Consider the following 26,232-nt stretch of genomic DNA (forward strand, 5'->3'; position numbering starts at 1 on the left):
GTGTTGCCACGTCTATCACTCCTGGTCTCCTGCTGCTCAACAAAGCAGCAGGTTAGGGTTAGTACGTGGGTCAGATTTAGATGGAAATCCTGGGGGTTAGTGGGTCACTTCTGCGTGGAAATCAACACCACCAACACGCCCACCTGCCCCAAAGCTGGTTCTGGCGCCCGGAAGATGGGGCAATGCCCCCCTTGCCCAAGAAGCACTTTTTCACCGAGACCGCCAATCCTTGCCCGTAGGTTCCAAGCGTAGAATGCACAGAATTCTGTCATCTATCCCCAAGGAACCGGTTATGGGTTTTTCTGCCAGCGACGTGGTGCCCTTCACACAGGCACGCTCCAACCTGTCCGAACTGGCCGACCAAGCCAAGGCCGGTGCAGAGAAGATCATCACCAAGAATGGCGAGAGCTATGTTGCGCTGATCGACGCCGACAGGCTTGACTACTACCACCGGCTGGAGCGCGAACGCATCCACCTGCTGTTGATCGAAGACGCCAAGCGCGGCCTGGCCGATATTGCAGCCGGCCGCACCCTTGAGGCAGACACCGCCCTCGCCCAGCTGCAGCAGCGACGCAAGACCGCCGCCAAGCCGAGTGGCTTGGCTATCGCTGGCAAGCTCCCGACCAAGAAACGTGGCTGACCAGCTGTACCGGGTCGAGCTGACCGCCAGCTTTCTGGAGCGCCTGGACGAGATTGAAGCGTTCCTGGTCGAGGCGGATGCTGGCTTTGCGTTCGATGACCTGTTGGCCGAGATTCGCGCCACTGTCATCCCGAACCTGCGGCGCTTCCCGCGCATTGGCCGACGCTATCTGGCCAACCCACCCCAGTCGGCTGAGGCGCTGGCGCAGCTGGCAGCGCTGCCAACGGGCGCCCCGGATGCGCTGCGTGAATACCTGCACGGCGACTACCTGTTGCTGTACTCGGTGGTGGATGCATTCGCATCGGACCACGCCACGGTGTACCTGCTGTCTATCCGGCACCACCGCCAGCTTTCATTTGACTTCGCCAAACTCTGGCCTCGTGCCTGAGACTTGACGGGCGAAATCTGTCGACCGACTCTGACTTTAAATATTCACAACATGCCAACACTGCACTGGGTAGGAAAAGAAAAGGTGGTAAACCACCATCACGATGTGCCATTTCGAGTACTCAACAAGGTTGCGACCTTTAAAGCACCGGCTGGCTTGCCTGCGAACAGCACCGATAACCGCATCATTCACGGCGACAACTTGGAAGCTCTGAAAAACCTGTTGCCTGAGTTTGAAGGCCAAGTGAAGTGCATTTACATCGACCCGCCGTATAACACAGGCAACGAGGGTTGGGTCTACAACGATGCCGTCAACGACCCCAAGATGAAGCGCTGGCTGGGTCAGGTAGTGGGCAAGGAAGGCGAGGATCTGTCGCGGCACGACAAGTGGCTTTGCATGATGTATCCGCGCGTGAAATTGCTACACCGGCTGCTTTCTGACGACGGTGTCATATTCATTTCCATCGACGACAACGAAGTTCACAACCTTCGCGCAGTCATGAATGAAATTTTCGGCAATGGGAACTTCGTTGTGAACATGATCTGGCAGAAGATGGATAGCCCAAGCTCAAATTTCGGAGAGAGGGCGTTCTCGAACTACCACGATCACACACTTGTTTTTGCCAAGAAGCTGAGTGCATGCAAGTTGAAGCAATTGCCAAAACCCGAGATCTTGAAGGACTACCCCGAGGTAGCCGAAGACGGCAGGCGTTGCAGGACTCGACAACTTCGGAAGAACGGGAAGGAAGCTCGGCGCGAGGATCGCGAGACTATGTGGTACCCGATGGAGGCACCAGACGGCTCGGAAGTCTGGCCTCGACATCCTGAAGAAGGCTGGGATGGCCGATGGGCAATTGGTAAGAAGGCCTACGAGAAGCTCAAGAACGCTGACAAGGTTGTATGGAAAATGCGGGACCATGGATGGGTGCCATATCAAGTTGAATGGGCGCCAGATGAGCCTGCTATCCCGAATCCATCGATCCTCACCGACGCTGGTCAAAACCGTCAGGCCAAAGCACTGCTAAACGAGATGCTTGGGACCGACCATGGCTTTGACACACCTAAGCCAGTCGGTCTGGTCGAGCGAATCTTGCGCATTGCGACGAATCCGGACTCAGTTGTCATTGACTCGTTTGCTGGCTCAGGTACCACGGCGCACGCGGTACTCAAGCTAAACGCGGAAGACCGTGGGAGCAGGCGATTTATCCTGATTGAATCCGAAGCCTATGCTGAAACCATTACGGCAAGGCGCGTGCGTACCGCAATAACTGGCTATGGCTCGGGGGAAGACGCGGTGAACGGCCTCGGTGGAGGGTTCGACTACTACACCGTCGGGGAACCGATGTTCCTGACTGGCGACACCCTCAACGAGGCGGTCGGTGTCGAAGCCATCAGGGGCTACGTGGCCTACAGCGAGGGCATCCCGTTCGCAATGCAAGCGTCAACCGATAACCCGCACACCCCGTACCTGCTGGGCATAAATGCCGAAACGGCGTGGATCTTCAACTATGAGCCTGACCGAGCAACCAGCCTAGACATGGATTTCCTGGCTGGCCTTCGCTTTGGGGGCGACACTGGCTATAAGAAGCCCGATACGGTCATCATCTACGCAGACAGGTGCTTGCTTTCTGCGCCCTTTATGGCAAAGCACGGAATCATCTTTAAAAAGATTCCCAGGGACATTACCCGCTTCTGAACCACAAGAACAACAAGAGCAAACAACATGGAACTCAAGGACTATCAGGCTCGCGTACTACGAGATCTGGCCGAATACCTAGACGTGCTGGACAACACACCCAACCTAGCGCAGGCCTTCAAAGACTACTGGGCCGGCAAAGGTGTGCGGGTTGGCACCGAGGGTAGCAATGCCGTCATGGATCCGTATAAGAACACGGTGCCCGGCGTGCCACATATCTGCGCAAAAGTGCCCACCGCAGGCGGTAAGACCTTCATTGCCGTGAACGCGCTCGATACCGTATTTTCAGCACTGGCCAAACGCGCACCACGGCGGCCAAAGATGGTGGTGTGGCTGGTTCCGTCGCTCACCATTCTGGACCAGACGGTGCAGGCTCTGGCCAGTCCCGAGCACCCGTACCGGAAGCGCCTGGATCAGTTGTTTCGACACCGCGTGGCGGTCTACGAAAAGCGCGACCTGCTGATGGGCGCCGGGTTCTCGTACGACACTGCGCAAGAGCAGTTGTCAATTGTGGTGATGAGCTTCGACTCGCTGCGAGCCCGGAACAAGGAAGACCGAAAGATCTTCCAGGAAAACGGCAACCTGGCGTCCTTCCTCAAGCCTGACGAAGGAGACCCCTCTGACTGGCTCCTGCCGGAGCACGATGCATCGGCACTTATCAACGTAATTCGAAGGCTGCGACCAGTGGTCGTGGTTGACGAGAGCCATAACGCCGAGAGTAAGTTGTCTGTCGACATGATGAAGGACCTCAACCCGGACTTCATCCTTGATCTGACGGCCACACCACGCAATAACAGCAATATTTTCAGCTACGTCGATGCCCTGGCCCTAAAGAAACAGCACATGGTGAAGCTGCCGGTGATCGTCGCCAACCGCGGCAGCAAGAGCGAGGTCATCGAGTCGGCCCTGATCCTGCGCAGGCAGCTCGAAGACCTGGCCCAGCAGGAGGAAGCGAAGGGAGGCAAGCACATTCGCCCCATCGTATTGTTTCAAGCCCAGCCGCGCACCGATGATGACAACACCACCTTCGAGAGGATTCGGGACAAGCTGGTCGAACTGAAGATTCCGGTCGGGCAAATCAAGATCAAGACGGCTGAAATCAACGAGCTGAAAGGCATTGACCTCATGAGTCGAGATTGCCCCGTGCGGTTCATCATCACCGTTAACGCGTTGAAGGAGGGCTGGGACTGCCCATTTGCCTACATCCTTGCTTCGTTGGCGGATAAAACCTCGGCCGTGGACGTGGAGCAGATTCTTGGTCGGGTGCTGCGCATGCCACATGTGCAGCAACACGGCCATGATCTGCTGAACCTGTCCTACGTGTTCACAGCCAGCAACCGCTTCATGGACACGCTTCAAAGCGTCGTAAAGGGACTGAACCGAGCCGGTTTCTCGGACAAGGATTACCGCGCAATCGATACTCAAACCGCAGAATCGACAGAGCAAGCGGGATCGACTGGCGAAACGCAATTGCCTTTCAGCGGCATCTTTGAACCGGTGGAGGCAGAATCCCAAGCAGCATCGGCTGACGACCTAGACGTGAGCGGCGTATCGCCCGATTGGGAGGCCGCGGCCACAACAGCGGCCGCGAGTGCGTTGAGCACGCAGACATCAGAAGCCGCCTCCAATACACCTGATGCTTGGTCTGCTAGCGCGGCCTTTGTGGCAGATATCAAGGCCAGAGCCCTCACTGAGAACCAAGCATTCGAGAAGAAGGCACAAGCCAGCGGTGATGATGTTTCTCCAGAGTTGGAAGACAAGATGAATCGACACAAAGTCAAAGACATCTTTCGCGACGAGGCGATGGCCATTCGCCTTCCGCAGTTTTTCATCCAGGTGCGGAACGGTGGCTTCTTTGAGGAGAATCAACCTCACCAAGTGTTTGAGCGAGAGGAGCTGCTGAAGGAGTTCCGCTTATCCCAGGCCGACGCGACGATCTCTTTCGAGGACGTCGAATCCGAGGTCTACAGAGTGGATTTGGAGCAACTTGGAGAAGAGAACTATGCTCCGCGCGCGTTCAAGATGGCCGCCCGCGAGCGAGTTAAGTTCACCGAGTACCTGCTTGCATTGTCGCAAGAGAGTCAGGTTATGAACCTGGTGTCGCGCCTTGCAGAACTGGTCGGAAATATGTACCCGATCACCGACCCTGAGGTGAAAGAGTACATCCGCCGCGTGGTGACCGGCATGAACGCTGAGCAAATCCGCGACTGCATCGAACGCGATGTGGCCTACGTTCGCAAGATCAAACAGAAGATCTCTACGTTGGCCAACGTCCATGCGCTGAAGAACTTCACCGACATGCTCGACGTAGACCGCATCGCTGTGCAACCTAGCTATGCGCTGCCGGAGACGATCACTCCCAGCGCAAATGCTTCAGCGGTTCCCAAAAGCCTGTACGTCACCGAAGCCGCCATGGGCGACTTCGAGCGGCGACTAATCAACGACGTGGCTAACCTGGACAGCGTTCAGTGGTGGCACCGCAACGGCTCGCGCGGCAAGGGCTTCAGGATCAACGGCTTCTTGAACCACTACCCCGACTTCATCGTCAAGACCAAGGCAGGCCGGATCATTGCCCTAGAGACTAAGGGCGATGACCGAGACAACACTGACTCCGAACTAAAGCTGAAGCTCGGCAAGCTGTGGGAGGCCAAAGCCGGCCGCGACTACCGCTACATGATGGTTTTCGATAGCAACCCCATTGACGGGGCAGAGAGGCTGGCGGATGCACTCGCCAAAATTCGGCAACTTTGAGCTGCCACTGCGGAATGCGAAAAATGAGTGAGGTTCAAAGATGACAGCAGCACGAATCGTTTCGCTTGAAGTCACCAACTTCAAGAGCATCTATGATCGCACTCGAATTGAGTTCGGTGCACTAACAGTTCTATTGGGCAAGAACAATAGCGGAAAAAGCACAATTACGCAGGCGCTACTGTTACTCAAACAGACATTGGAGCTCGCGCGCGTCGAAACTCCGCTGCATCTCGACGGATATGTAAAAGCCATTGGACTTCGCGAGCTAATTTCTGGATGGCCTCCAATATCCGAGGAAGTTGTTCAAGGGCCGATTTTTGCAATCGAGTGGACGTCAACTGTTGATGTACCAAAAGCGCTCGTTGAGTCAGAAAACCCAGACGTCGCGACGTTAGCCGAACGGGGAGGCATTCCCTGGCTAAAGACTGAAACAAAGAACAAAAATTTGCGACTGACTACGCGAATGGAGCTTAACTACTCTGACCGCAAGGGCAAGGTCACTCTAGACAAGATTGCCTTCTCCTCGAAGAGCGGCACTGACCTTTCTGGATCCGAGCCGTTCAATGCAGAAGTTGAAACCATCCGAAACCTTGATGGAAGATTCGATTGTAGCTGGGGCGGTCACTTAAGAAAGAAAATTGAAGTCAACGTTCATCATTTCTTTCCAGGCCTTTCGGTAGATAAACGAAATATTGGCCCAAGACACACTGAGCGCTCCCTCGCAAACGCATTCAATATTCTATTTGCACAGCCCTTCGATGATCTTGAGGAAATACTGAAGGGCTTCTTCTTTCTAAGCTCAACTCGAAGCCTGCCGCCTCCACTGTACCCCCCTGCCTCTTCGGAGACGGATAATATCGGAGTGAGCGGTGAGTTCGCTGCGCAGTTACTTTATGCGCACCAAAACGATCCCGTTCACTATATGTTTCCAGACTTTCTCGACAGCAACTCTGCAGCGGTTCCACGTGAGCGCGGGCTGCGAGATGCAATTAATGAAGTGCTCACAGGATTGGGAATTGAAACACCTCTATCCATCGAAGAATTCGAAAAGATTGGTTTTCGCTTAATGTTCGGAAATGCCACGCTATCCCATGTGGGAAGAGGACTAACATACCTTCTTCCAATAGTTCAGCTAGGCCTCTTTAGTGATCCGAACAGGTTTAAGCACTCTGGCACCTCCCCCATTTTTGAAGATAACGTATCGGTGCGACTTTGTGCCTTCGAAGAACCAGAGTCGCATCTTCATCCAAAGGTGCAGGCCCGGCTTGCGACTTGGTTCGTCGCACTTGCACAGGCAAATCGCCAAGTAATTGTTGAAACGCACAGTGACCACTTAATTCGAAAATTGCGACTCACAATTGCTGACGCGATATCAGAGAGTGATTTTGAACGCTGGTTATCCGAGAATGTTCGAATTATCTATGTCGCACAAAATGACGGCAAGACAATTGTTGAATCCTCGCCTCTCAGGAAAGATGGTGGTTTAGATATTTGGCCAGAAGACTTTATGGATGCAGCAACGACGGGCGAGCAGCAGATTTATATGGCGTCTTTGGCCAAAGATGGCCCGCCAGAGGACGTAAGCACCCTGACCGAAGTCCTCCACCTCGACGGAGATGAACCCGATGTTGGTGCTTGATCCACAATTCTTCAGAATTGATGCAATTCCAGGCACTGCTTTTGAATCACGACTAAAGAGTCTAAAGGTAAATTTAAGAAGTTTACTGAATATATGCCAAAAATTGCAGCTAAAGATTGCCGTCGAGAAAGATGCATGGCGATATCTCGAAGCCAATCGCATTAAGCCTATAGTTGACCTAGGCAAGGATCACGAGCTGAACGTAGCGCTATCAGTCCTGCGCCAAAAATACCTCTCAACGATTCCAGAGACCAATATCACCGGATGCCGAACATGGGGAATACGCCCACTCTTCAATGGATTAGCCAACCCCGAGGATTTACTACTTGCAAACTCGGTTACCGCATCAATACTCTACATTGCAAAAACTGGGTCAGCGGCATACTTTTTCATCCAAAATGAATACGGCCGCAACATTGTTCAACACTCATCCGGACATTCAAAAATAAATGAAATAATTAGGTGGCGCATCTATTTAACCGCCCCCAATCTCGCCGGCCCTCAATATGCCACCTGTATTCGGCATCAGCGCAACATAACTACTCCCTGGACAACAAGATACGACATAACCCTTCCCGATGTTGGAAGTTATTTCTTTGTGCCGCCAAATGATTGGCACAAGCGATCAACAAATTCTGTTCGAACCATTCGTTCGAAACCAGCCTTTGTCGATATCGTCGGCAATGGTTGGTCTAATCCAAACACTCCAGGGGTGCCCGAACATTGGGATCTTTTTATTGAAGATGCAACCATGGCCAAAGACATAGGCTTAGACCAATTAAATATATGGAAGTATCTTTGTCCAAGCGAACCTGGTGGTGAACTACATCACGTTCCAAGAAAAAAGGCCTCGAGGCTCCAATAAACACTCATACCCTCTCTATCGATTCCGTAGGTTGAAATCAACCTGAATGCGCGGGCTAAGACTAAACCTCCAAAGGCAGTGACCGCAACTAAGACATGAGCAGATTCAACCCACACTTCCCCAACGCCGCGCAAGTCTTTGACGCTGCCGACAGGTTCAAGCAGCGCTGTTTGCTGAATCAGGAGTCCTTGTTTCTGGACGGCCAAACCCTGTGGACGCCTGAGCACTTCAAGTCGCTGATCGAGAAGTATGTGGACCGCCCGGACACAGGCGACCGCGGGTTCTATGAGAAGCTGGCCGACCAGTTGGCGACCTGTGCACCCCTGGATGTGGCCTTGATGGCAGAGGTGTTCTGGATCGTCCAACTTGGTCCGACCAATCTTCGAGCACCGACCAAGATCAAGACGGTGGAGCGCATCTGGAACATGAAGCCAGCGGCTGCTTTCCCAACATCGTCCCCCTTCCTGCAGATTCCTGTTTTGTCGGGCCTTGGCAGCGCCGGCCCCGGCTACAACAACTATCTGCCCATGGAGATCATCTTTGCGGTGGAAGCATTCGCTGCGTTCGTGGCAAAGCCTCTTGCAGAGCGAGAAGCGCTGTTGAATGACGCACAAGGTTTCGCGAAATGGCTGGAAACCATTCCCAGCGGCAAGGGGCGACAGCTGTACCACACGCTGTGCCACGTCCTGTTCCCCGACTCATTTGAACGAATCTTCAGTCAGGGCAACAAGTTTCAGGTGGCGCGTGCGCACAAGATCTGGACGCAAGCTCTGGGCGAAAGCCGCCCTGCGATGGATGCGGCGTTGCTGGAACTGCGCAAACGGCTTGAGCTGCAGCATCCTGGCGCGGTGGACTACTACGAACTCCCTGTGGGTACGCTCATCAAGGAAGAGGCGACTCAACCAGTTAGGGGTTCTGACGGCACTTCCGGCAAAGACGGCTCTGCCAAGGGATCTGCTGCACTGTCCGCACATGAGCCCGACCCTGAATATGACGTTGAAGTCGCAACCAATGCCAAGCCTACGCTTCGCCTGGCCGACAACCTGATCCTCTTCGGACCACCGGGAACCGGCAAGACCTTTGAGATGCAGGCGCGCATGAAGACGGCGTACGACAAGGGGGAAGACTTTGCCTTCGTGGCCTTCCATCCCAGCTATGCCTACGAGGACTTCATTGGCGGGCTGCGCCCCGTCGCCGCCCAGGACGGTGCGGGTGTAGCCGTGGTGTTCCAGAAAGGCCCTTTTCTTACCCTGTGCGAAAAGGCCCATGCCAACCCGACCCAGCAGTTCACGCTGTTCATCGACGAAATCAACCGCGCGAATGTGGCCAAGGTCTTCGGTGAGCTGATCACTTTGATCGAACCCAGCAAGCGCGTGATTGCTGGAAGCAAGGTAAAGGACGAAGGCGCCTGGGTGACTTTGCCCGGTCTGCCAGAGCGCTTTGGGGTGCCTGACAACCTGAACATCGTCGCCACGATGAACACGGCCGACCGATCCATCGCGATGATGGACATCGCTTTGCGACGCCGATTCCGCTTCCAGGAGTGCGCACCCGAGCCCAAGCGGATCGAGCCGGCGATGCTGGGAGTGGTTGATTTGCGCGCGTTGCTCCAGTGCTTGAACGACCGATTGGAGTACTTACTCGACCGCGACCACGCCATCGGTCACGCCGTGTTTATGGGCATCACATCTCTCGCCGAGCTGCAGCAGGTGCTGGCCCAGCGCGTGATTCCGCTGCTTCAAGAGTACTTTTTTGAAGACATGGAGAAGGTGCGCCTGGTCTTGACTGGAAACGGCAAGGACAGCGTTTTCTTCAAATCGCGCTCACTGTCGCCATCCGAACTCTTCCCCGGTGCAAAGCAATCTGTGGGCACTGAAGCGAGGACGACCTTCGCTGTAGGCGACCCCAGCAGCTGGAACGAAGCGCACATCATGGGGCTGTACGGAGCTGCACAACTCAATATGGCGACGCCAGCACAGTCCGAAGAAGTCGCCAACACCCAGAACCCGGTTTGATCCCATGGGCGGCCTGCGCACCGTCACTGTGCTGGAACATGAGGTCATCCCCGTCTTCGAGGGGGACCATGCGCCTGGTATCTCGGAAGAAGAGGCCCCCCAATGGCTATCCGAGGCCGAAGCGCAAGCCCTTCTCCGTTTGAACGATCTTCGCCGAGGCTTCTGTCAGCGCCTCTCCGGCGGAATCAAGCTCGCGCAACACTGCGGAATCGTTCGGTTGCCAACCTGCGTAGTCGAAGTGCTGCCCAAGGTGGGGATGGCAGATGCGCGAACAGCCGACGAACTGGAGCGCTCTCGCGGCGCCTTGCTGGCGATGCTGCACAGCGCCCGGCAGGTTGCGATCACGAAAATTGGCTTCGCGCCGCAGCAAGCCGTGCGCGCGCCGCTGCTAGACATCTTCATCGAGGCATTCCTGCATTGCGCACTTGAACAAGCCCGAAGAGGCTTGATCAGTCGGTATGTGGCGCATGCAGACGACCTTCCTGTCATCAAGGGGCGCTTCCAGGCGCATGGTCATGTCCGTCGCAACCTCGCGCGGCCACACCTGCTGCATTGCGAGTACGACGAATTCACCGCTGACAACGCCTACAACCGCGCGGTACGTGCGACGCTGGACGCCTGCAGAACGTGGCTCATCAATGGCAATACACAGCGTCTGTGGTTCGAGACCCATGCCCGGTACGCCAGCATTTCATCGGTGAGAATGTCGGCGAAGGATGTGGCGTCCCTTTCGCGAGACCGCACCACGCACCGCTACGCCCCCCTGCTCACCTGGTGCGAGTGGATATTGGCGATGGCCAGCCCGGCTATGAGCGCAGGAGCTACGCAGGCGCCCGGGCTGTTGTTCGACATGAACAAGCTGTTCGAAGCACACGTTGCCAAGCGCGAAGAAGACGTAGCCGGGCCTGACCAAATCGTTCACAAGCAGGGGCCTCCTTTGCACCTGGCTGCTCATGGTGCAACCGGTGTGTTTTTGCTGAAGCCAGACATCACGGTCTGGAAGGTTGGCCAGAACGGCGCCGCTTCAAGCATTGATCGCGTGGTCGATGCGAAGTGGAAGCGCCTCAACCCGGCCGTCCCTGACTACGGCGTGGATGAAGCCGACGTGTACCAACTTCTGGCGTATGCCATGCGCTATGGGTGCTCGGCTCTAGAGCTTGTCTACCCGATGCCTGATGGCTTGGCCGCAAACCTTCCGCCACCTGCTTTCAAAATCATGACTGCGGGCGATGATCAGAACTCGGAGATTGTCGTCACGGTCAAGCTGATCCCTCTTTGGACGAGAGATATGTCCACCCCTACGATGCAAGTCCCGCGATTGACCGACGCCGAAACCGAGTACGCCGCTGCGTGACCGCGTCTCGTGGCGTCAACGGCGCGGACTGGCATCGCGTGGAATCGGTTGTTGTGTGATGTCGGGCGCTCTCTTTGGAGATGTCTGCACCAGGCTCGAAAACATCTCCCGGGTGAACTCGGCGATAGACCTCGCCAGTTCTCGGTCAGTCAAATCACCGGATCTCGCCAGCGCGTCGCCGACGTGGACCCATGCTTCGGCTGCACCAGAGCGCGTGGTGCGGGTCTGCGAGCTGCTTTTGGCGCCCGTACGGGCGGAGAGCAGTCTCCCTTCCTGCCGAGCCTTGATGCGCCAAAGGTCGTCGTGTTTGCGGTTGCGCCCGCGCGTCGCTTGCCGGGTAGCCTCCGCGTCCACACCATGCCCGCGCAACTTCTCGGCGAAGGTCTCGCGCCAGCGGTGTAGATCGGCCTTGCGTGGGTTGAGGCGCTTGCCCAGCGCCGACTCGGCCCGCACGCTGATGTGCACATGCGGGTTGGCCTGGTGGTCGTGCAGCACCATCACGTATTTGTGGTCCCTCAGCTCGACCTGTGCGAACTCCCGGGCGGCGCGCTGCACGGTTAGCGGGTCGGTGCCGCGTGGCATCGACAGCATGATGTTGAAGGCCTCCCGCCGGTGGCCCGGCTCTGCCCCGTCGGGTATGTATGAGCCGCTGAATCGCCACTCTTCGGCCAGGTCATGCAGAACGTCCTTGCCCCGCATGATTTCGCCGCGTTGGTCCTCGATCTCCAGCCGGCCGTTCTTGCTGATGTAGCGGAAGTGGGCGGCAATGGCCCGCAGGCCGCGCCCTCCCCCAGTCACCTTGACCATGACCTGAGGCGCACGCCGCATCACCGTGGCCGCAATGCGCTGGCGGATGACGGCCGCGCGTTGCCGTGCCGCGTCCCCACTCAACCGGGGAGAAGGCTTCACCTTCATGACGCGGTTGCCGGGGTAGAACAGGCGATCACCCCAGGTGATCAGGATGCCGTCAAGGTTGTCCGGGGTAGCCATGTCGAACTCCTTTCGCTATTTGATAGGGGACGTGGTTGACCCTGCGCCCAGGCTGCGCGGTTGCAGGTCGGCCAAGGCACGGGCGGCCAGCTCCAGGTGGCGGCGCACGTCGCCCGCCAGCGTGTCCAGCATCTCGCGATAGGCCCTGGCGGGCTCTACGTTGGCCTGGCGCAGCAGCACGGTGAGACGGTGGATGTTTCGGCTCAGGGTGGCCAGTTCGGCGCTGGAAACCCTAAGTGCGGCGATGTGTTCGGCCCGGCCGCCACCGGCAGACAACACGGGCACGTTAGCCACCAGCCCAGCCAGGTATGCACCGCGTGACAGACCTGCGGCTCGGGCGCCTGCAGCCAGTTGCGAAGCCTCCTGGGCCGTCATTCGGATCGACAGCTTGACGCTGGCCGTGTGTCCAGCCGGGTGGGGCATCTCCCCGATACGGGGCTCACCCTCCGTCGAAAGTCCCAGATCGCGCGCCACGGCGCCGCGCACCAACTCCGAGACGCTGACCCGTTGCGCCTGCGCACAGGCCACCAGCGCGGCCTTCAAGCCGCGCATTTCAACCGTGACGAAGTCGTGTGTTGGGGTGTTCATGGGCCGACGAATGGAGGGGCGCGGAGCGCTTGTGAAACCGGCGGCAGGCCGCCTATCTCTGCACTCACCTATCAACCCAGTATTGGCCTGAATCGAGGCTCTGTAGCCGCTGGATTTGGGTCCGAATCCAGCAGGCGAACAGGCGCCAGGCGGGTTGAAGATGAACACGTACCGAGCAGCACCGCTCAGCACGTGAGCATTCAGCACGAGCAGTGATCAGCAGGCAAACAGCCACTGCACAAACCGATCAGCAATTGAAGAACAGCCGACCAACGTCTGACCAGAAACCGAACGATGAAACTGGTTCCAACCGATCCACCGGGCAGAAGCTCACGCAAGGCCAAGCGATTTGCGCAGGACATGCGGGAGCTGCGCGCCCAGGGCTACACCTTCGAGGCGATCCGCATGGCATTGGCTGCGGTCGGCGTGCACGTGAGCAATGCGACCGTGCAGCGCGAAGTGGCCAGAGCCACCAAAGCAGCTTCCGTCGCACAGGTATTGGCCTCGGGTGCGCGACCAGATGAAGTGCCAGCCGCTCTCACCCAACCGCTGGCGTCCGCAACCCCTCCACCAACCACCACGCCCCAGTCACCTCAGGTCGCTTCCGTTCAAACGGACATGCGCAGCGGCAAAGAGATCGCCGAAGCGTTCGCGAGCAGCCGAATCACCAACCCCCTGGCGCGCGCCAGGCTCAACGCAAAGGACTCACCATGAAAATCGCCGTCATCAATTTCTCGGGAAACGTGGGCAAAACCACCATCGCCAGGCACCTGCTGCTGCCCCGCATAGACGGTGCTGAGCTGTTCTCCGTCGAGAGCCTGAACGCGGCCGACGGCGAGGGCCATGCGATGCGTGGCCGGCAGTTCGGCGAGCTGCAGGAGCTCCTGCAGACCATGGACAGCGCGGTGGTGGACATCGGGGCCAGCAACGTGGAGAAATTGCTCGACCTGATGCAGAAGTACCAAGGCAGCCATGAGGACTTCGATGCGTTCGTGGTTCCCACGGTGCCCGCCCTCAAGCAGCAGCAGGACACCATCGCCACCCTGGTCGAGCTGGCGCGGCTGGGCGTACCCCGTTCAAGGGTGCGGCTGGTGTTCAACATGGTCAGCGGCGCTGCAGATGTCCCGGCGCACTTCGATCTGTTGCGGGCATTCCTCAAAGCGCAACCCGTCGCCACAGAGAACGTGGCCTGCTATCTGGGCCCCAACGAGGTTTATGGCCGTATCCGGGGCAGCAATGCCGACCTTGCCACCCTGGCCCTTGACGAAACCGACTACAAGGCCCTGATCGTCAAGGCCAGCGACACCGCAGAAAAGCTCGCGCTGGCCCAGAAGCTGGCCACACGGCGACTGGCGGTTGGGGTATTGCCGCAGCTGGATGCCTGCTTTGCGGCGCTCGGTCTGGCCGAGAGCGCCGCCAGTAACGTGGTGCCGCTGGCACGGCAGGCACAGTGAGCGACCTGGTCACGGCCCGCGAGGAGCTGATGGCGGTGGCCATCGGCGATCTGGGCACGTTGCTGGATCGGTTCGAAAAACTGGCACCCCAACTGGAAGCGAGCCGCATGGAGTTGCTGAGTACCAGCACCGAACTGGCGGAGAGGGTCGAAGCGTATTCAAAGCGTATGGATGAAATCACCGAGAACGCGAAGGTTCAGACGGTGAAGCACATTGCCCGCCGCGCGGACGAAATGGCACGGGGGACTGTGGACACACAGACCCGGGCCATGGAGGAAGCGGCGCGTGTGGTGTTCCGCCATGAAGTCGGCCCGGCCTTGCAGCGGGTGATGCTGCCGCTGCAAGACGTGGCAGCCCTGGCCCGCAAGGGTGCACGCCCCTGGGAAGGGTGGCTTCTGCACGCCGCGACAGCGGTGCTTGCTTCGGCCATCAGCTGGGGAATGGCCGCCTTGCTGTGGCTTCGGTGAGAAGTCTCAGCCGAAATCGCGCGAGCCGGCGGCAGCCGGCGAGCGCTTCAGAATTTCGGGTGGACCACACCGCCCAGCGTTGGGGCGGTGTGATGTTGGCCCCGTTCAGGCCTTGAGCTTGCGCATCTCTTCGGCTAGCACCCACAGCGCCCGGTTCAGGCTCACGCTGCGGTCAATGCTGGCCACCGGGCGCGTGTGCAGGCGCCGGCCCTTGGCACCACGGCCCGGCTGGCCGCCCTTCATCGCGTTCTCCTGCACGCGCTGGAACGTGGTCCAGAGACTGGCGCCGAAGTCTTCCGGACGGCGGGCTTCGATCAGTTGATCGGCGGTGACCGGGGCCGGTGGTTCGCCCTCCCCTCGCGCACCGTAGCGCAATGCCAGGGCGGCGGTGGCAAAGGCCCTCTGTTCTTCGGGCTGCAGGCTCAGGGCCTTCATGCCGTCGGTGGACGCGTCCACGGCCTCGAAGTCCTCCAGCACCCGGAAAGCGCCTTCGATCACCTCGTCACGGATGTTGCCCTTGTGCGGGATGCGGATGTCGTTGGTGACATCACCCACCACCAGACCGTTGCAGCAGACAAAGCGGAACACGCCCGCAAGCATCTGGTAGCTGCTGGCGCCGTCGTGGCTGTTGATCAGGATGATCTCGTTGGCCTCGGGGCGGGTACTCACCTGCCCCGCGTGGCGCATGCGGATCATGTGTTTGGTGAACTCGGTCTTGCCTTCGATGCGACTTTTGCTTTGCGCCACCATAAAGGGCTCGAACCCTTCATGGCGCAGACTGCGCAGCACGTCGATGGTGGGAATGTAGGTGTAGCGCTCGGAACGGCTGCCGTGTTTTCCTTCGGCAAAGATGGACGGGGCAGCGCGGCGCATCTGATCTTCGGCCAGTGGGCTTTCGCTGCGGATCACAAACGTGTTCTGGCCGAAGCGGGCGGCCAGACGGGGGGAATGGGCGGTGGAGATCATGGTGTGCTCCTGGTTCGGGATGGATGAGTGAGATGGAGACCGGGCGGCTGGCGCCCGGTGGTGTGCTTCAGGCGGTGGCTGGCATTGGGTTGTGCAGCTCCTGCGCGCTGCGGCTGCGGCGGGCTTCGCTTTCGGCCTTGCTGTCGAGGTAGTCGATGTCTTCGACGGTGAACGCCATGCCGTAGACCTCGCGGCCGTCTCCGTCCTGGTACTGGGTGTTGTGCAGGCGCCCCACCACGTTGACGTGGGAGCCCTTGCCCAGGTACTCGGCGGCGTGTTCGGCCTGCTTGCCCCAGAGGGTCCACTGAACGGCGACCGCGCGTTCCTCGCGGTCTTCACCGCTGCCGCGGTACTGGTTGCTGATGGCGGTCAGCGTCGCCTTGGCGAGACGGCCTTCGCGCCCGCTGACGAATTCGAGCTTGACGGCACCGGCCAGGTGCGCGTGGCGCTGGATGACTTGAACATTTGCCATGGTGAAACTCCTTGCAAGAGCGACCAGCCGGACCCCGATCCGGGCTCCTCAAAACCGATCCTCTTGCTCGGACTCCCTCGCTCCCGCCCACGGGCGGGCGGGGGGTGGGCAAGGCCCCTTCCCTCGGGAAGGGGTGGGGGATGGGGAAACCTTGCAGCACGAAGCAGTGAGCCAGTTACCTGGCCCACCGCTGAAAGATCCCCCCACAAGTCCCCCTCACCTGTGGATGGGGGCGCCGTGGGGGGAGAACGGTGGGCCCATTGGCGCACGCGCTGCCCTAGCCTCTTCGGGCGACCAGCACAGCACAGGCGACCGGGTGAAATGAGCAGCGGCGACTCTGCGGACGGCGTGACACCAAGCGCAGCGACTGGCGCGACGTTCGAGCCGCTGCGATCACTCCAGTGGTTTACTGTCTCCGGCATTCCCAGCGGCCCGGCTTCGGGCATGGCGGGTGACCGGGGGGACGATCTGGCGGACGGGACGAGACCACAGCGCAGCGGCGGGAGTGGCCCAAGCGCCAGTTCGTCCAGCGGGCTCTTTCCCGCACAGCGGGAAGGAAACCAGACCGCGATCCCCGGGCACGGGACAGGGCCGCAACACCATGCTGCCGGCTGTGCCGGCCTGGTCAGCCGCTCTTCGATCCGCGCGCGCAGCGCGCACTTAAACGAAGAACAAAAGGGGGCGAAGCCCCCTGGCTCAAACGAGGCCGATTTCTGCCATGGAGCAGACCACCTCACCCGCCACGATGAAGTGGTCTAGCACCCGCACGTCGACCAGTGCCGTGGCCTGCTTGATCGTCTGCGTCAGGTGTTCGTCGGCTCGCGACGGACGCGCTTCGCCACTGGGGTGGTTGTGCACCAGGACCAATGCGCTGCTGTTGCGCAGAAGAGCATCGCGCACCACCTCACGTGGGTAGACCGAGGTCTGACTCACCGTGCCCCGGAACATCTCGACGTAGTCCAGCACACGGTTCTGTGAGTCCAGGTGCATCACCGCAAACACTTCGTGCGGCAGATGGCCCAGGCGAGAGCGCAGGAATTCCTTGACCACTGCAGGCGAGTCCATCAGGTCGCTGCCACGCACTTGGGCCGCCAGCAGGCGCTGCGCGGCCAGCAAAACCTCGTCGGCCTCAGCCGGACGGTACTGCCCGGTTACATCGCGGATGAGCAAGCCGCCAGAACCAGCGGGCACCGACAGGAACGAATCGAGGGAAGAGAACAGATCGTGCTGCATGACCAACTCCGATGATCGGGCGGGATTGCCCGAGACCGGAACCGGCACGCCGCAGCGCAGCAGTCACAGGTTCGAAGACGGCCGAGAGGCCGCCAGCGCACAAGGTGCGCGCAGACCTTGACGGCGAGAACGGTGTGCAAGGATGAAGGGACCAGCAAGCCAGCCCCACCACACCAGCAGGCGTGAGACAGGCAAGCGCAGCGCGCAGGCCGGGACGGCCGGAGGCGTCAGGGATCGGAGCCTTATGGCCGCGACCTGCAGGGGCGCGGGGCGCAGCCCGCAGAGCCCGACGGCGGTACGCCGGGACGCTCCGTCCCCCAAGGGCAACTCCGCACACAAACCGAGCGCAGATCAAACGTGACCCCGTTAGCGACACGTCACCAGAACATGTCGCCAAAAACCCATTTCGCGAACACGAACTTTTTTGTCGTCCGGTGGCGCAAAGACCGGCAGGCGTTGCTTGACCGCCACAGACGCCTACATGCAAGACCCTGTGAGAACAAAAAGCCTGTTGCTACGACGTGGGTTCTTCGTGAGGCCGTCATCAGAACGGCCTGCGCAACGGCGGTTTACCCCCCGGTTTACCCCCGGAGCGCCAAAAAGAAAAACGGGCTAGCTCATTTCTGAGCTAACCCGTTGATTTTATTGGTCGGCGTGGCGGGATTCGAACTCGCGACCCCTTGCACCCCATGCAAGTGCGCTACCAGGCTGCGCTACACGCCGACAAGACTTGTATTCTATAGCGAAAAAACAGCACTAAAAAAGAAGTGCGCGAATTTCTTCCAATTCTTTTCTCAGCTGTGCGGAGCCAAGGGGCAAGGCGCGCGGCGCGCCGCCCTCCGCGGGCTGCGCGCCGGGCTCCCCGTGCAATGCCTGCTCATCGTCGAGCCCGGGCAGCGAGGCGCCGCGCGCGCCCTTGTCCGCATGCACCAGTTCCTGCAGCCGGTTGCGCGCGCCGCTGATGGTGAATCCCTGGTCGTACAGCAGGTCGCGGATGCGGCGGATCATCAGCACCTCGTGGTGCTGGTAGTAGCGGCGGTTGCCGCGACGCTTGACGGGCCTGAGCTGCGTGAACTCCTGCTCCCAGTAGCGCAAGACATGGGGCTTGACGCCGCACAGATCCGCCACCTCACCAATCGTGAAGTAGCGCTTGGCCGGAATGGGGGGCAGCAAGGTGCTCATGGAATATGCGCGAATGAGCGGAAACCGTCGAGGGTACTGCAGGCGCTCCGCGCCCACCAGCGCCCAAGGACCAGCAAACGCAACACAGTGTCAACTGTTTCAGGCCTTGGACTGGCCCTGGATCTGCTCCTTGAGCTTGCTGCTGGCATGGAACGTCACCACGCGCCGCGCCTCGATGGGAATGGCCTCGCCCGTGCGCGGGTTGCGCCCGGGCCGCGGGGCCTTGGTGCGGATCTGGAAGTTGCCGAAGCCCGAGAGCTTCACGTCCTGGCCATCGACCAGGCTTTGCACGATGAGGTCGAAGAACGCGTCCACCATGTCCTTGGACTCGCGCTTGTTCAGGCCTATGTGCTCGAACAGCAGGTCCGCCAGCTGCGCCTTGGTCAGGGCCGGGGACTCCAGGCTCTCCACCGCGAATTCGATCGCGCCGGTTTCCATTCCCGATGTCATCGCAGCCTCGCTCCCGTCCGTTGGGCCAGCGCCTGCAGCACGGTCTGCACGGCAGCGTCGATTTCCGTATCCGTCAGCGCGGCGCTGTCGCTGCCCAGCGTCAGGCGTATGGCCAGGCTCTTTTCGCCCTGGGCCAGCGCGCCCGCCGGCGCGCTCTCGCCCGCACGCGGCGGCTGGGGCCGGAACACGTCGAACAGCACGGCCGAGCGCAGCAGTTCGCCCGGCAGGGCGGCGGCGATGGCGCCCGTCATCTCGTCATGGGTGACGCGCTCGGCCACGACCACGGCGATGTCGCGCTCCACGAACTGGCGCTTGGCCACGGCGCGGAAGGCCGGCACCTTGCGCTGCAGCACGGCATCGAGTTCGAGCTCGAACATCACCGGCGCCGCGGACAGTTCCCAGGACTGGCGCCACTGCGGGTGCAGTTCGCCGACGAAGCCGATGGCCTTGCCGTCGAGCAGCACGCGCGCGCAGCGGCCCGGGTGCAGCGCAGGGTGCGCGGCCGGTTCGAACACGGGGCGCAGCGGTGCCAGCAGCGCCTCCACGTCGCCCTTGGCGTCGTAGAAGTCCACGGCCTTGTCCTTGCGGCCCCATTGCAGCGCGTCGGCCGTGCCATGGGCCAGGCCCGCCACGCGCATGGGCTGGGCATAGCCCTCCACACTGCTGTCGCTGCCCTGTACGCCGGCGTCGCGCAGGAACACGCGGCCGAGCTCGAACACGCGCACGCGGCCGGCCTTGCGGTCCAGGTTGAACTTGAGCACCTGCAGCAGCGAGCCCAGCAGCGACGAGCGCATCACGCTCAGCTGGCTGGCGATGGGGTTGAGCAGCCTGATGGGCGCGGCGTTGCCGGCCAGCTCCTTCTCCCAGCGCTCCTCGACGAAGCTGAAGTTGATGGTTTCCTGGTAGCCCAGGGCCGCGAGCTCGCGGCGCACGGCGAAGCTGCTGCGGCGCGACTCGGCGCGCAGCTTCGGCGTGATGGGGGCGAGCGGCGGATTGGTGGGCAGGTTGTTGTAGCCCACCACGCGCGCGACTTCCTCGATCAGGTCTTCCTCCAGGCGCAGGTCGAAGCGGAAGGACGGCGGCAGCACGGTGACGGCGCCCTCCTCCTCCTGCACCGGCAGGCCCAGGCGCCTGAGCGCGTCCGCGCATTGCGCCTGCGTGAGCGGCATGCCGATGACCTTGGCCGCGCGCGCCACGCGCATGCGCACGGCGTTCTGCGCGGGCATGTTCACGCGCTGGTCGTCGATGGGGCCCAGGGCCGTCTCGGGCGTGCCACAGATCTCGACGATGAGCTGCGTGATGCGCTCGATGTGCTCCACGGTGAGCTCGGGGTCCACGCCGCGCTCGAAGCGGTGGCCCGCGTCGGTCGCGAAGTTGTAGCGGCGCGAGCGGCCGGCCACGGCCTCGGGCCACCAGAAGGCGGCCTCCACGTAGATGTTGCGCGTGTCGTCGGAGACGGCCGTGGCGTCGCCGCCCATGATGCCCGCGAGCGATTCCACTTCGCGCTCGTCGGCGATCACGCCGACCTTCCCGTCGACGGTGATGGTGTTGCCGTTGAGCAGCTTGAGCTGCTCGCCCGCCCTGCCCCAGCGCACGTCGAGGCCGCCGTGGATCTTGTCCAGGTCGAAGATGTGGGACGGCCGGCCGAATTCGAACATCACGTAGTTGGAGATGTCCACGAGCGGCGCCACGCTGCGCTGGCCGCAGCGCGCGAGGCGATCGACCATCCACTGCGGCGTCTGCGCGCGCGGGTTCACGCCCCGCACCACGCGGCCCGAGAAGCGCCCGCACAGGTCGGGCGCGCTCACGCGCACGGGCAGGCGGTCATCGATGGCGGCTGCAGCCTTCGGGAACTGCGGCGCCTTGAGCGGCGCGCCGGTGAGCGCGGACACTTCGCGCGCGACGCCGTAGACGCTCAGGCAATGCGCGAGGTTGGGCGTGAGCTTGAGCGTGAACAGCGTGTCGTCAAGCTTCAGGTATTCGCGGATGTCCTGGCCCAGCGGCGCGTCGGCGGGCAGCTCCAGCAGGCCGCCATGGTCCTCGGACAGTTTCAGCTCGCGCGCCGAGCACAGCATGCCGTGGCTCTCCACGCCGCGCAGCTTGCCCACCTTGATGAGGAAGGGCTTGCCGTCCTCGCCCGGAGGCAGCTCGGCGCCCACCATGGCGCACGGCACGCGGATGCCCACGCGCGCGTTGGGCGCGCCGCAGACGATGTTGAGCAGCTCGGGCTGGCCCACGTCCACCTGGCACACGCGCAGGCGGTCGGCGTTGGGGTGCTGCGCGGCCTCCTTGATCTCGCCGACGACTATTCTTCTGAACGGCGGGGCGACGGGCTGGAGCTCCTCGACCTCCAGCCCCGCCATCGTCAGGGTGTCGGCCAGCTCTTGGGTGCTCAAAGGCGGGTTGCAGAACTCTCGCAACCAGGATTCAGGAAATTGCATAGTCAGACTTCTTTGGCGTGCTCTTTTAAAGTGAGCTGCTGGCGCTTTCTGTGTCTTGGTTTCAATATAAAAATAGCCTGAAACCCTTTGCTGGAAAGCGCTGGCAGCTCCTCTTTTCGTGCGTTACTGGAACTGCGACAGGAAGCGGATGTCGCCGTCGAAGAACAGGCGCAAATCGTTCACGCCATAGCGCAGCATGGTCAGCCGGTCCGGCCCCATGCCGAAGGCGAAGCCGATGAAGCGCTCGGGGTCCAGCCCCATGTTGCGCACCACGTTGGGGTGCACCTGGCCGCTGCCCGCCACCTCCAGCCAGCGGCCGGCCAGCGGGCCGCTCTGGAACTGGATGTCGATCTCGGCGCTGGGCTCGGTGAACGGGAAGAAGCTGGGCCGGAAGCGCAGCACGAGGTCGTCGCTCTCGAAGAAGGTCCTGCAGAAGGCCGTGAACACGACCTTCAGGTCCTTGAAGCTCACGTTCTCGCCGATCCACAGGCCCTCGCACTGGTGGAACATGGGCGAGTGCGTGGCGTCGCTGTCCACGCGGTAGGTGCGGCCCGGCGCGATCACGCGGATCTCGGGCATGGGCTGGCCCGCGTCGATCAGGTGGCGGTATTTCTTGACGTGCTGCACCGCGTAGCGCACCTGCATGGGGCTGGTGTGCGTGCGCAGCAGGTGGGGCGCCTCGCTCGTGCCGCCTTCCACGTAGAAGGTGTCGTGCATGGAGCGCGCGGGATGGTCCTCGGGCGTGTTGAGGGCCGTGAAGTTGAACCAGTCGGTCTCGATCTCGGGGCCGTCGGCCACGTCGAAGCCCATGGAGCCGAAGATGCCCTCGATGCGCTCGAGCGTGAGCGACACCGGGTGCAGCCCGCCGCGCCCCTGCTTGCGGCCGGGCAGCGTCACGTCCAGCGCCTCGGCCTGGAGCTGGCGCTGCAGCTCCGCATCGGCCAGCGCCTGGCGGCGCGCCGCGAGCAGCGCCTCCACCGCCTGCTTGGCCACGTTGATCGCCGCGCCGCGCGTCTTCTTCTCATCGGGCGAGAGCTGCGCCATGCCCTTCATCAGCTCGGTCAGGCGGCCCGACTTGCCCAGGAACTGCGCCTTGGCGTTCTCCAGTTCGGCGGGGGTTGCAGAGCGCGCGAACGACTCGCGCGCGCTTTCGACCAAGGAATCCAACTCGTTCATATCGACTCTTGAAAAGAAACAAGGGCTAGCGCCTTCTCAAGCCCTAGCCCTTGTTGTTTGCGCGCTGAAAGCTATGAAGAACATAGCTGACAGTCGTGAACTCAAGCGGCCAGCTTGGCCTTGACTTGCTCCACGATGCTGCCGAAGGCAGCCTTGTCATGCACCGCGAGGTCGGCCAGCATCTTGCGGTCGATCTCGATGGACGCCTTCTTCAGGCCGTTGGCGAACTGGCTGTAGGTCAGGCCCAGTTCACGGGCAGCGGCGTTGATACGGGCGATCCACAGCTGGCGGAACACGCGCTTCTTGGTACGGCGGTCACGGTAGGCGTATTGCCCGGCCTTCATCACCGCCTGCTTGGCGATGCGGAAGACGTTGCCGCGGCGGCCGCGGAAACCCTTGGCCAGGGCGAGAACCTTCTTGTGACGGGCGCGGGCCGTAACACCACGTTTGACGCGAGGCATGTGCTTTCTCCTTGTTCGTCAGTTGATTACAGGCCGGCAAAGGGCAGCATCTGTGCCATGTGACCCATGTTGGTCTCATGCACGGCCACTGCACCACGCAACTGGCGCTTGTTCTTGGTGGTCTTCTTGGTCAGGATGTGACGCTTGAAGGCTTGACCGCGCTTGACGGTGCCACCCGGACGAACGCGAAAACGCTTCTTCGCGCTGCTCTTGGTCTTCATTTTGGGCATGTGAATGCTCCTGTTGCTTGTGCTCGTGAGGCGTTTGCACACCGCTGTGCAACCTTGTTGGCCCCGAGCCACTTTTTCAAGCGGCGGGCTTGCGCCCGCCGTGCGGCCATGCTTTCGCATGGCCTATCGGCCGGCACCCGCCTTGCGGCGGGCGCCGGCCAAATCCTCTCGCCTACGCGGCCGCTGCCGCGGCATCCGCCGCGGGCTTGGCCCCGGGCTTCTTGCGCGCCGGCGCGATCATCATGATCATCTGGCGGCCTTCGAGCTTGGGGAACTGCTCCACCTGGATGCTGTCGGCCAGCTCGTCGCGCAGGCGGTTGAGCAGGGCCAGTCCCAGTTCCTGGTGCGTGATCTCGCGGCCGCGAAAGCGCAGCGTGACCTTCACCTTGTCGCCATCGGCCAGGAAGCGGCGGATGTTGCGCAGCTTGATGTTGTAGTCGCCATCGTCCGTACCGGGGCGGAACTTGACTTCCTTGATGTCGATGACCGTCTGCTTGGCCTTGGCCTCGGCAGCCTTCTTCTGTTCCTGGTACTTGAACTTGCCGTAGTCCATCAACCGGCACACCGGCGGCGTGGCCGTGGCGGCGATCTCCACCAGGTCCACATCCAGGTCGCCCGCCATGCGCAGAGCCTCTTGCAGGCTGACGATGCCCAGGGGCTCGTTGTCAGGGCCGGACAGGCGCACTTCGGGCGCCATGATTTCCCGGTTCAGGCGGTGCTTGCGCTCCTCGCGCTGGCGACGGTCACGAAATTCAGTAGCGATGGCTCTCACCTTCAATCAAAAATGCTACGAAAAGCGTAGCTGCTCACGCACCACCTGTGCGCTCTAAGGCCAGTTTTGACTTAAAAATCAGGCTTTGGAGGCGATGTCCCGTGCGATCAGTTCGACAAAGGCGTCGAGGGACATCACACCCAGGTCTTTATTGCCCCGGGCGCGCACTGCGACGGCTCCGGCCGCCTTCTCCTTGTCGCCCGCGACCAGGATGTAGGGCAGCTTTTGCAGCGCATGCTCGCGTATTTTATACGTAATCTTTTCGTTACGCAGATCCTGGACCACCCTAAGATCTTGATGCGGCAGCGCTTTCTGCAGCTTTGCGGCAATTTCGCGACAGTAATCGCTCTGCGCGTCGGTGATGTTGAGCACCGCCACCTGCACCGGCGCCAGCCACACCGGCAGCGCGCCCGCGTGCTGCTCGATCAGGATGCCGATGAAGCGCTCGAGCGAACCGACGATGGCGCGGTGCAGCATCACCGGGCGGTGGCGGCCGCCGTCCTCGCCCACGTATTCGGCGTCCAGCCGCTCGGGCATCGAGAAATCCACCTGGATGGTGCCGCACTGCCAGTGGCGGCCAATCGCGTCCTTGAGCGTGTACTCGATCTTGGGGCCGTAGAACGCGCCCTCGCCGGGCGAGATCTCGAAGTCGCAGCCCGAGGCCTTCAGGCTCTCGATGAGCGCCGCCTCGGCCTTGTCCCAGATCTCGTCCGAACCGATGCGCGCGTCGGGCCGCGTGGCGACCTTGTAGACGATGTCGGTGAAGCCGAAGTCCTGGTAGACCTTCTGCAGGAGCCGCGTGAACGCCAGCACCTCGGGCTGAATCTGGTCCTCGGTGCAGAAGATGTGGCCATCGTCCTGCGTGAAGCCGCGTACGCGCATGATGCCGTGCAGGCCGCCCGTGGGCTCGTTGCGGTGGCACTGGCCGAACTCGCCGTAGCGCAGCGGCAGGTCGCGGTAGCTCTTGATGCCCTGCTTGAAGATCAGGATGTGGCCCGGGCAGTTCATCGGCTTGAGCGCGTAGTCGCGCTTCTCGCTCTCGGTGACGAACATGTTCTCGCGGTACTTGTCCCAGTGGCCGGTCTTCTCCCACAGACCCTTGTCGAGGATCTGCGGCGCCTTGACTTCCTGGTAGCCGTTGTCGCGGTACACGCGGCGCATGTACTGCTCCACCTCCTGCCACAGCGTCCAGCCCTTGGGATGCCAGAACACCGTGCCGGGCGAATGCTCGTCGATGTGGAACAGGTCCAGCTCGCGGCCCAGGCGGCGGTGGTCGCGCTTTTCGGCCTCTTCCAGCATGTGCAGGTACTGGTTCAGCTCGTCCTTGGTGGCCCAGGCCGTGCCATAGACGCGCTGCAGCATCTCGTTGCGGTGGTCGCCGCGCCAGTAGGCGCCGGCCACCTTCATCAGCTTGAAGAACTTCAGCTTGCCGGTGCTGGGCACGTGGGGGCCGCGGCACAGGTCCTCGAAGCCGCCCTCGCGGTACAGGCTCACGTCCTCGTTGCTCGGGATGCTGGCGATGATCTCGGCCTTGTAGTGCTCGCCCAGGCCCTTGAAGTACGCAACGGCCTCGTCGCGCGGCAGCACGCGGCGCACCACGGGCTCGTCCTTGGCGGCGAGTTCCGTCATGCGCTTCTCGATCGCCGTCAGGTCCTCGGGCGTGAACGGGCGCTTGTAGGCAAAGTCGTAGTAGAAGCCGTTCTCGATCACCGGGCCGATGGTCACCTGCGCGTCGGGGAACAGTTCCTTGACGGCGTAGGCCAGCAGGTGAGCGGTGGAGTGGCGGATCACCTCCAGTCCCTCGGGGTCCTTGGCCGTGACGATGCTCAAGGGGCTGTCCTGCGTGATCCGGTAGCTGGTATCGACGACCTTGTCGCCGATCTTGCCCGCCAGCGCGGCCTTGGCCAGGCCGGAGCCAATCGAGGCGGCCACATCGGCCACCGTCACCGGGCCGGGAAACTCGCGCCGGGAACCATCGGGGAGCGTGATCTGAAGCATGGTGT

Annotated in this window: 24 protein-coding genes and 1 tRNA gene; 11 read left to right on the forward strand and 14 right to left on the reverse strand. The window is 61.2% G+C overall.

Annotated elements, in window-relative coordinates:
- The first annotated feature begins 292 nt into the window (after positions 1-292).
- The 8 genes from ACX12L_RS12075 (at position 293) to ACX12L_RS12110 (ending at position 11,347) form a co-directional block, all read left to right on the forward strand.
- On the forward strand, positions 293-640 hold the full coding sequence (locus ACX12L_RS12075; protein ID WP_459262806.1) for a type II toxin-antitoxin system Phd/YefM family antitoxin: 348 nt from the start codon (positions 293-295) through the stop codon (positions 638-640).
- Entirely contained in the window at positions 633-1,028 is a 396-nt protein-coding gene (locus tag ACX12L_RS12080; RefSeq protein WP_459262807.1) for a type II toxin-antitoxin system RelE/ParE family toxin, read from the forward strand. The genes ACX12L_RS12075 and ACX12L_RS12080 overlap by 8 nt, the downstream gene beginning before the upstream one ends.
- A gap of 51 nt (positions 1,029-1,079) precedes the next feature.
- Positions 1,080-2,723: a site-specific DNA-methyltransferase gene (locus ACX12L_RS12085; RefSeq protein WP_459262808.1), complete on the forward strand. Its 1,644-nt coding sequence runs from the start codon at positions 1,080-1,082 to the stop codon at positions 2,721-2,723.
- Between the two features lie 27 nt (positions 2,724-2,750).
- Positions 2,751-5,474 carry a DEAD/DEAH box helicase gene (locus tag ACX12L_RS12090; protein WP_459262809.1) on the forward strand — a complete coding sequence of 908 codons (2,724 nt, stop codon included), beginning with the start codon at positions 2,751-2,753 and terminating at the stop codon, positions 5,472-5,474.
- Positions 5,475-5,514: 40 nt separating this feature from the next.
- Positions 5,515-7,113 carry an AAA family ATPase gene (locus ACX12L_RS12095; protein ID WP_459262810.1) on the forward strand — a complete coding sequence of 533 codons (1,599 nt, stop codon included), beginning with the start codon at positions 5,515-5,517 and terminating at the stop codon, positions 7,111-7,113.
- Positions 7,100-7,978 carry a hypothetical protein gene (locus tag ACX12L_RS12100; RefSeq protein ID WP_459262811.1) on the forward strand — a complete coding sequence of 293 codons (879 nt, stop codon included), beginning with the start codon at positions 7,100-7,102 and terminating at the stop codon, positions 7,976-7,978. The genes ACX12L_RS12095 and ACX12L_RS12100 overlap by 14 nt, the downstream gene beginning before the upstream one ends.
- A 95-nt stretch (positions 7,979-8,073) precedes the next feature.
- Positions 8,074-9,993, forward strand: coding sequence for an McrB family protein (locus ACX12L_RS12105; protein ID WP_459262812.1), 1,920 nt, complete (start codon positions 8,074-8,076; stop codon positions 9,991-9,993).
- Positions 9,994-9,997: 4 nt separating this feature from the next.
- Positions 9,998-11,347: an McrC family protein gene (locus tag ACX12L_RS12110; RefSeq protein WP_459262813.1), complete on the forward strand. Its 1,350-nt coding sequence runs from the start codon at positions 9,998-10,000 to the stop codon at positions 11,345-11,347.
- Positions 11,348-11,362: 15 nt separating this feature from the next.
- On the opposite strand, the gene ACX12L_RS12115 is transcribed toward ACX12L_RS12110, so the two are convergent.
- On the reverse strand, positions 11,363-12,337 hold the full coding sequence (locus ACX12L_RS12115; RefSeq protein WP_459262814.1) for a relaxase/mobilization nuclease domain-containing protein: 975 nt from the start codon (positions 12,335-12,337) through the stop codon (positions 11,363-11,365).
- 15 nt (positions 12,338-12,352) lie between these two features.
- Entirely contained in the window at positions 12,353-12,925 is a 573-nt protein-coding gene (locus ACX12L_RS12120; RefSeq protein ID WP_459262815.1) for a hypothetical protein, read from the reverse strand.
- A gap of 294 nt (positions 12,926-13,219) precedes the next feature.
- Here ACX12L_RS12120 and ACX12L_RS12125 point away from each other — a divergent pair, with 294 nt between their 5' ends.
- From ACX12L_RS12125 to ACX12L_RS12135, 3 genes are read left to right on the forward strand one after another with little or no spacing between them, the layout of a single operon-like run.
- Positions 13,220-13,639: a hypothetical protein gene (locus tag ACX12L_RS12125; RefSeq protein WP_459262816.1), complete on the forward strand. Its 420-nt coding sequence runs from the start codon at positions 13,220-13,222 to the stop codon at positions 13,637-13,639.
- On the forward strand, positions 13,636-14,379 hold the full coding sequence (gene stbB / locus ACX12L_RS12130; RefSeq protein ID WP_459262817.1) for a StbB family protein: 744 nt from the start codon (positions 13,636-13,638) through the stop codon (positions 14,377-14,379). The genes ACX12L_RS12125 and stbB overlap by 4 nt, the downstream gene beginning before the upstream one ends.
- Positions 14,376-14,846, forward strand: coding sequence for a hypothetical protein (locus ACX12L_RS12135; protein ID WP_459262818.1), 471 nt, complete (start codon positions 14,376-14,378; stop codon positions 14,844-14,846). Before stbB ends, ACX12L_RS12135 begins: the two co-directional genes overlap by 4 nt.
- A 105-nt stretch (positions 14,847-14,951) precedes the next feature.
- On the opposite strand, the gene ACX12L_RS12140 is transcribed toward ACX12L_RS12135, so the two are convergent.
- The 12 genes from ACX12L_RS12140 to thrS form a co-directional block, all read right to left on the reverse strand.
- Positions 14,952-15,812, reverse strand: a complete 861-nt coding sequence (locus ACX12L_RS12140) for a DUF932 domain-containing protein (protein WP_459262819.1) — start codon at positions 15,810-15,812, stop codon at positions 14,952-14,954.
- 67 nt (positions 15,813-15,879) lie between these two features.
- Complete coding sequence (locus ACX12L_RS12145) at positions 15,880-16,284, reverse strand: single-stranded DNA-binding protein (protein WP_459262820.1); 405 nt, start codon at positions 16,282-16,284, stop codon at positions 15,880-15,882.
- Between the two features lie 696 nt (positions 16,285-16,980).
- Positions 16,981-17,517 carry a RadC family protein gene (radC, locus tag ACX12L_RS12150; RefSeq protein WP_459262821.1) on the reverse strand — a complete coding sequence of 179 codons (537 nt, stop codon included), beginning with the start codon at positions 17,515-17,517 and terminating at the stop codon, positions 16,981-16,983.
- 646 nt (positions 17,518-18,163) lie between these two features.
- Positions 18,164-18,240, reverse strand: a tRNA-Pro gene (locus tag ACX12L_RS12155).
- A 33-nt stretch (positions 18,241-18,273) separates the two neighbouring features.
- Positions 18,274-18,699, reverse strand: a complete 426-nt coding sequence (locus ACX12L_RS12160; RefSeq protein WP_459262822.1) for a MerR family transcriptional regulator — start codon at positions 18,697-18,699, stop codon at positions 18,274-18,276.
- Between the two features lie 99 nt (positions 18,700-18,798).
- Positions 18,799-19,149, reverse strand: a complete 351-nt coding sequence (locus ACX12L_RS12165) for an integration host factor subunit alpha (protein ID WP_459262823.1) — start codon at positions 19,147-19,149, stop codon at positions 18,799-18,801.
- Positions 19,146-21,590 carry a phenylalanine--tRNA ligase subunit beta gene (gene pheT / locus ACX12L_RS12170; RefSeq protein WP_459262824.1) on the reverse strand — a complete coding sequence of 815 codons (2,445 nt, stop codon included), beginning with the start codon at positions 21,588-21,590 and terminating at the stop codon, positions 19,146-19,148. Before pheT ends, ACX12L_RS12165 begins: the two co-directional genes overlap by 4 nt.
- A 123-nt stretch (positions 21,591-21,713) precedes the next feature.
- Positions 21,714-22,766: a phenylalanine--tRNA ligase subunit alpha gene (gene pheS / locus ACX12L_RS12175; protein WP_459262825.1), complete on the reverse strand. Its 1,053-nt coding sequence runs from the start codon at positions 22,764-22,766 to the stop codon at positions 21,714-21,716.
- A gap of 101 nt (positions 22,767-22,867) precedes the next feature.
- Positions 22,868-23,227 (reverse strand): 50S ribosomal protein L20, encoded by a 360-nt coding sequence (gene rplT / locus ACX12L_RS12180; protein ID WP_005795139.1) that lies wholly within the window; start codon positions 23,225-23,227, stop codon positions 22,868-22,870.
- A 26-nt stretch (positions 23,228-23,253) separates the two neighbouring features.
- Positions 23,254-23,457, reverse strand: a complete 204-nt coding sequence (rpmI, locus tag ACX12L_RS12185; protein WP_013519334.1) for a 50S ribosomal protein L35 — start codon at positions 23,455-23,457, stop codon at positions 23,254-23,256.
- Between the two features lie 172 nt (positions 23,458-23,629).
- Positions 23,630-24,229: a translation initiation factor IF-3 gene (gene infC / locus ACX12L_RS12190; RefSeq protein ID WP_459262927.1), complete on the reverse strand. Its 600-nt coding sequence runs from the start codon at positions 24,227-24,229 to the stop codon at positions 23,630-23,632.
- A gap of 78 nt (positions 24,230-24,307) precedes the next feature.
- Positions 24,308-26,227 (reverse strand): threonine--tRNA ligase, encoded by a 1,920-nt coding sequence (gene thrS, locus ACX12L_RS12195; RefSeq protein WP_459262826.1) that lies wholly within the window; start codon positions 26,225-26,227, stop codon positions 24,308-24,310.
- Between the last annotated feature and the right edge of the window lie 5 nt (positions 26,228-26,232).

Source organism: Alicycliphilus sp. T452, assembly GCF_054512775.1.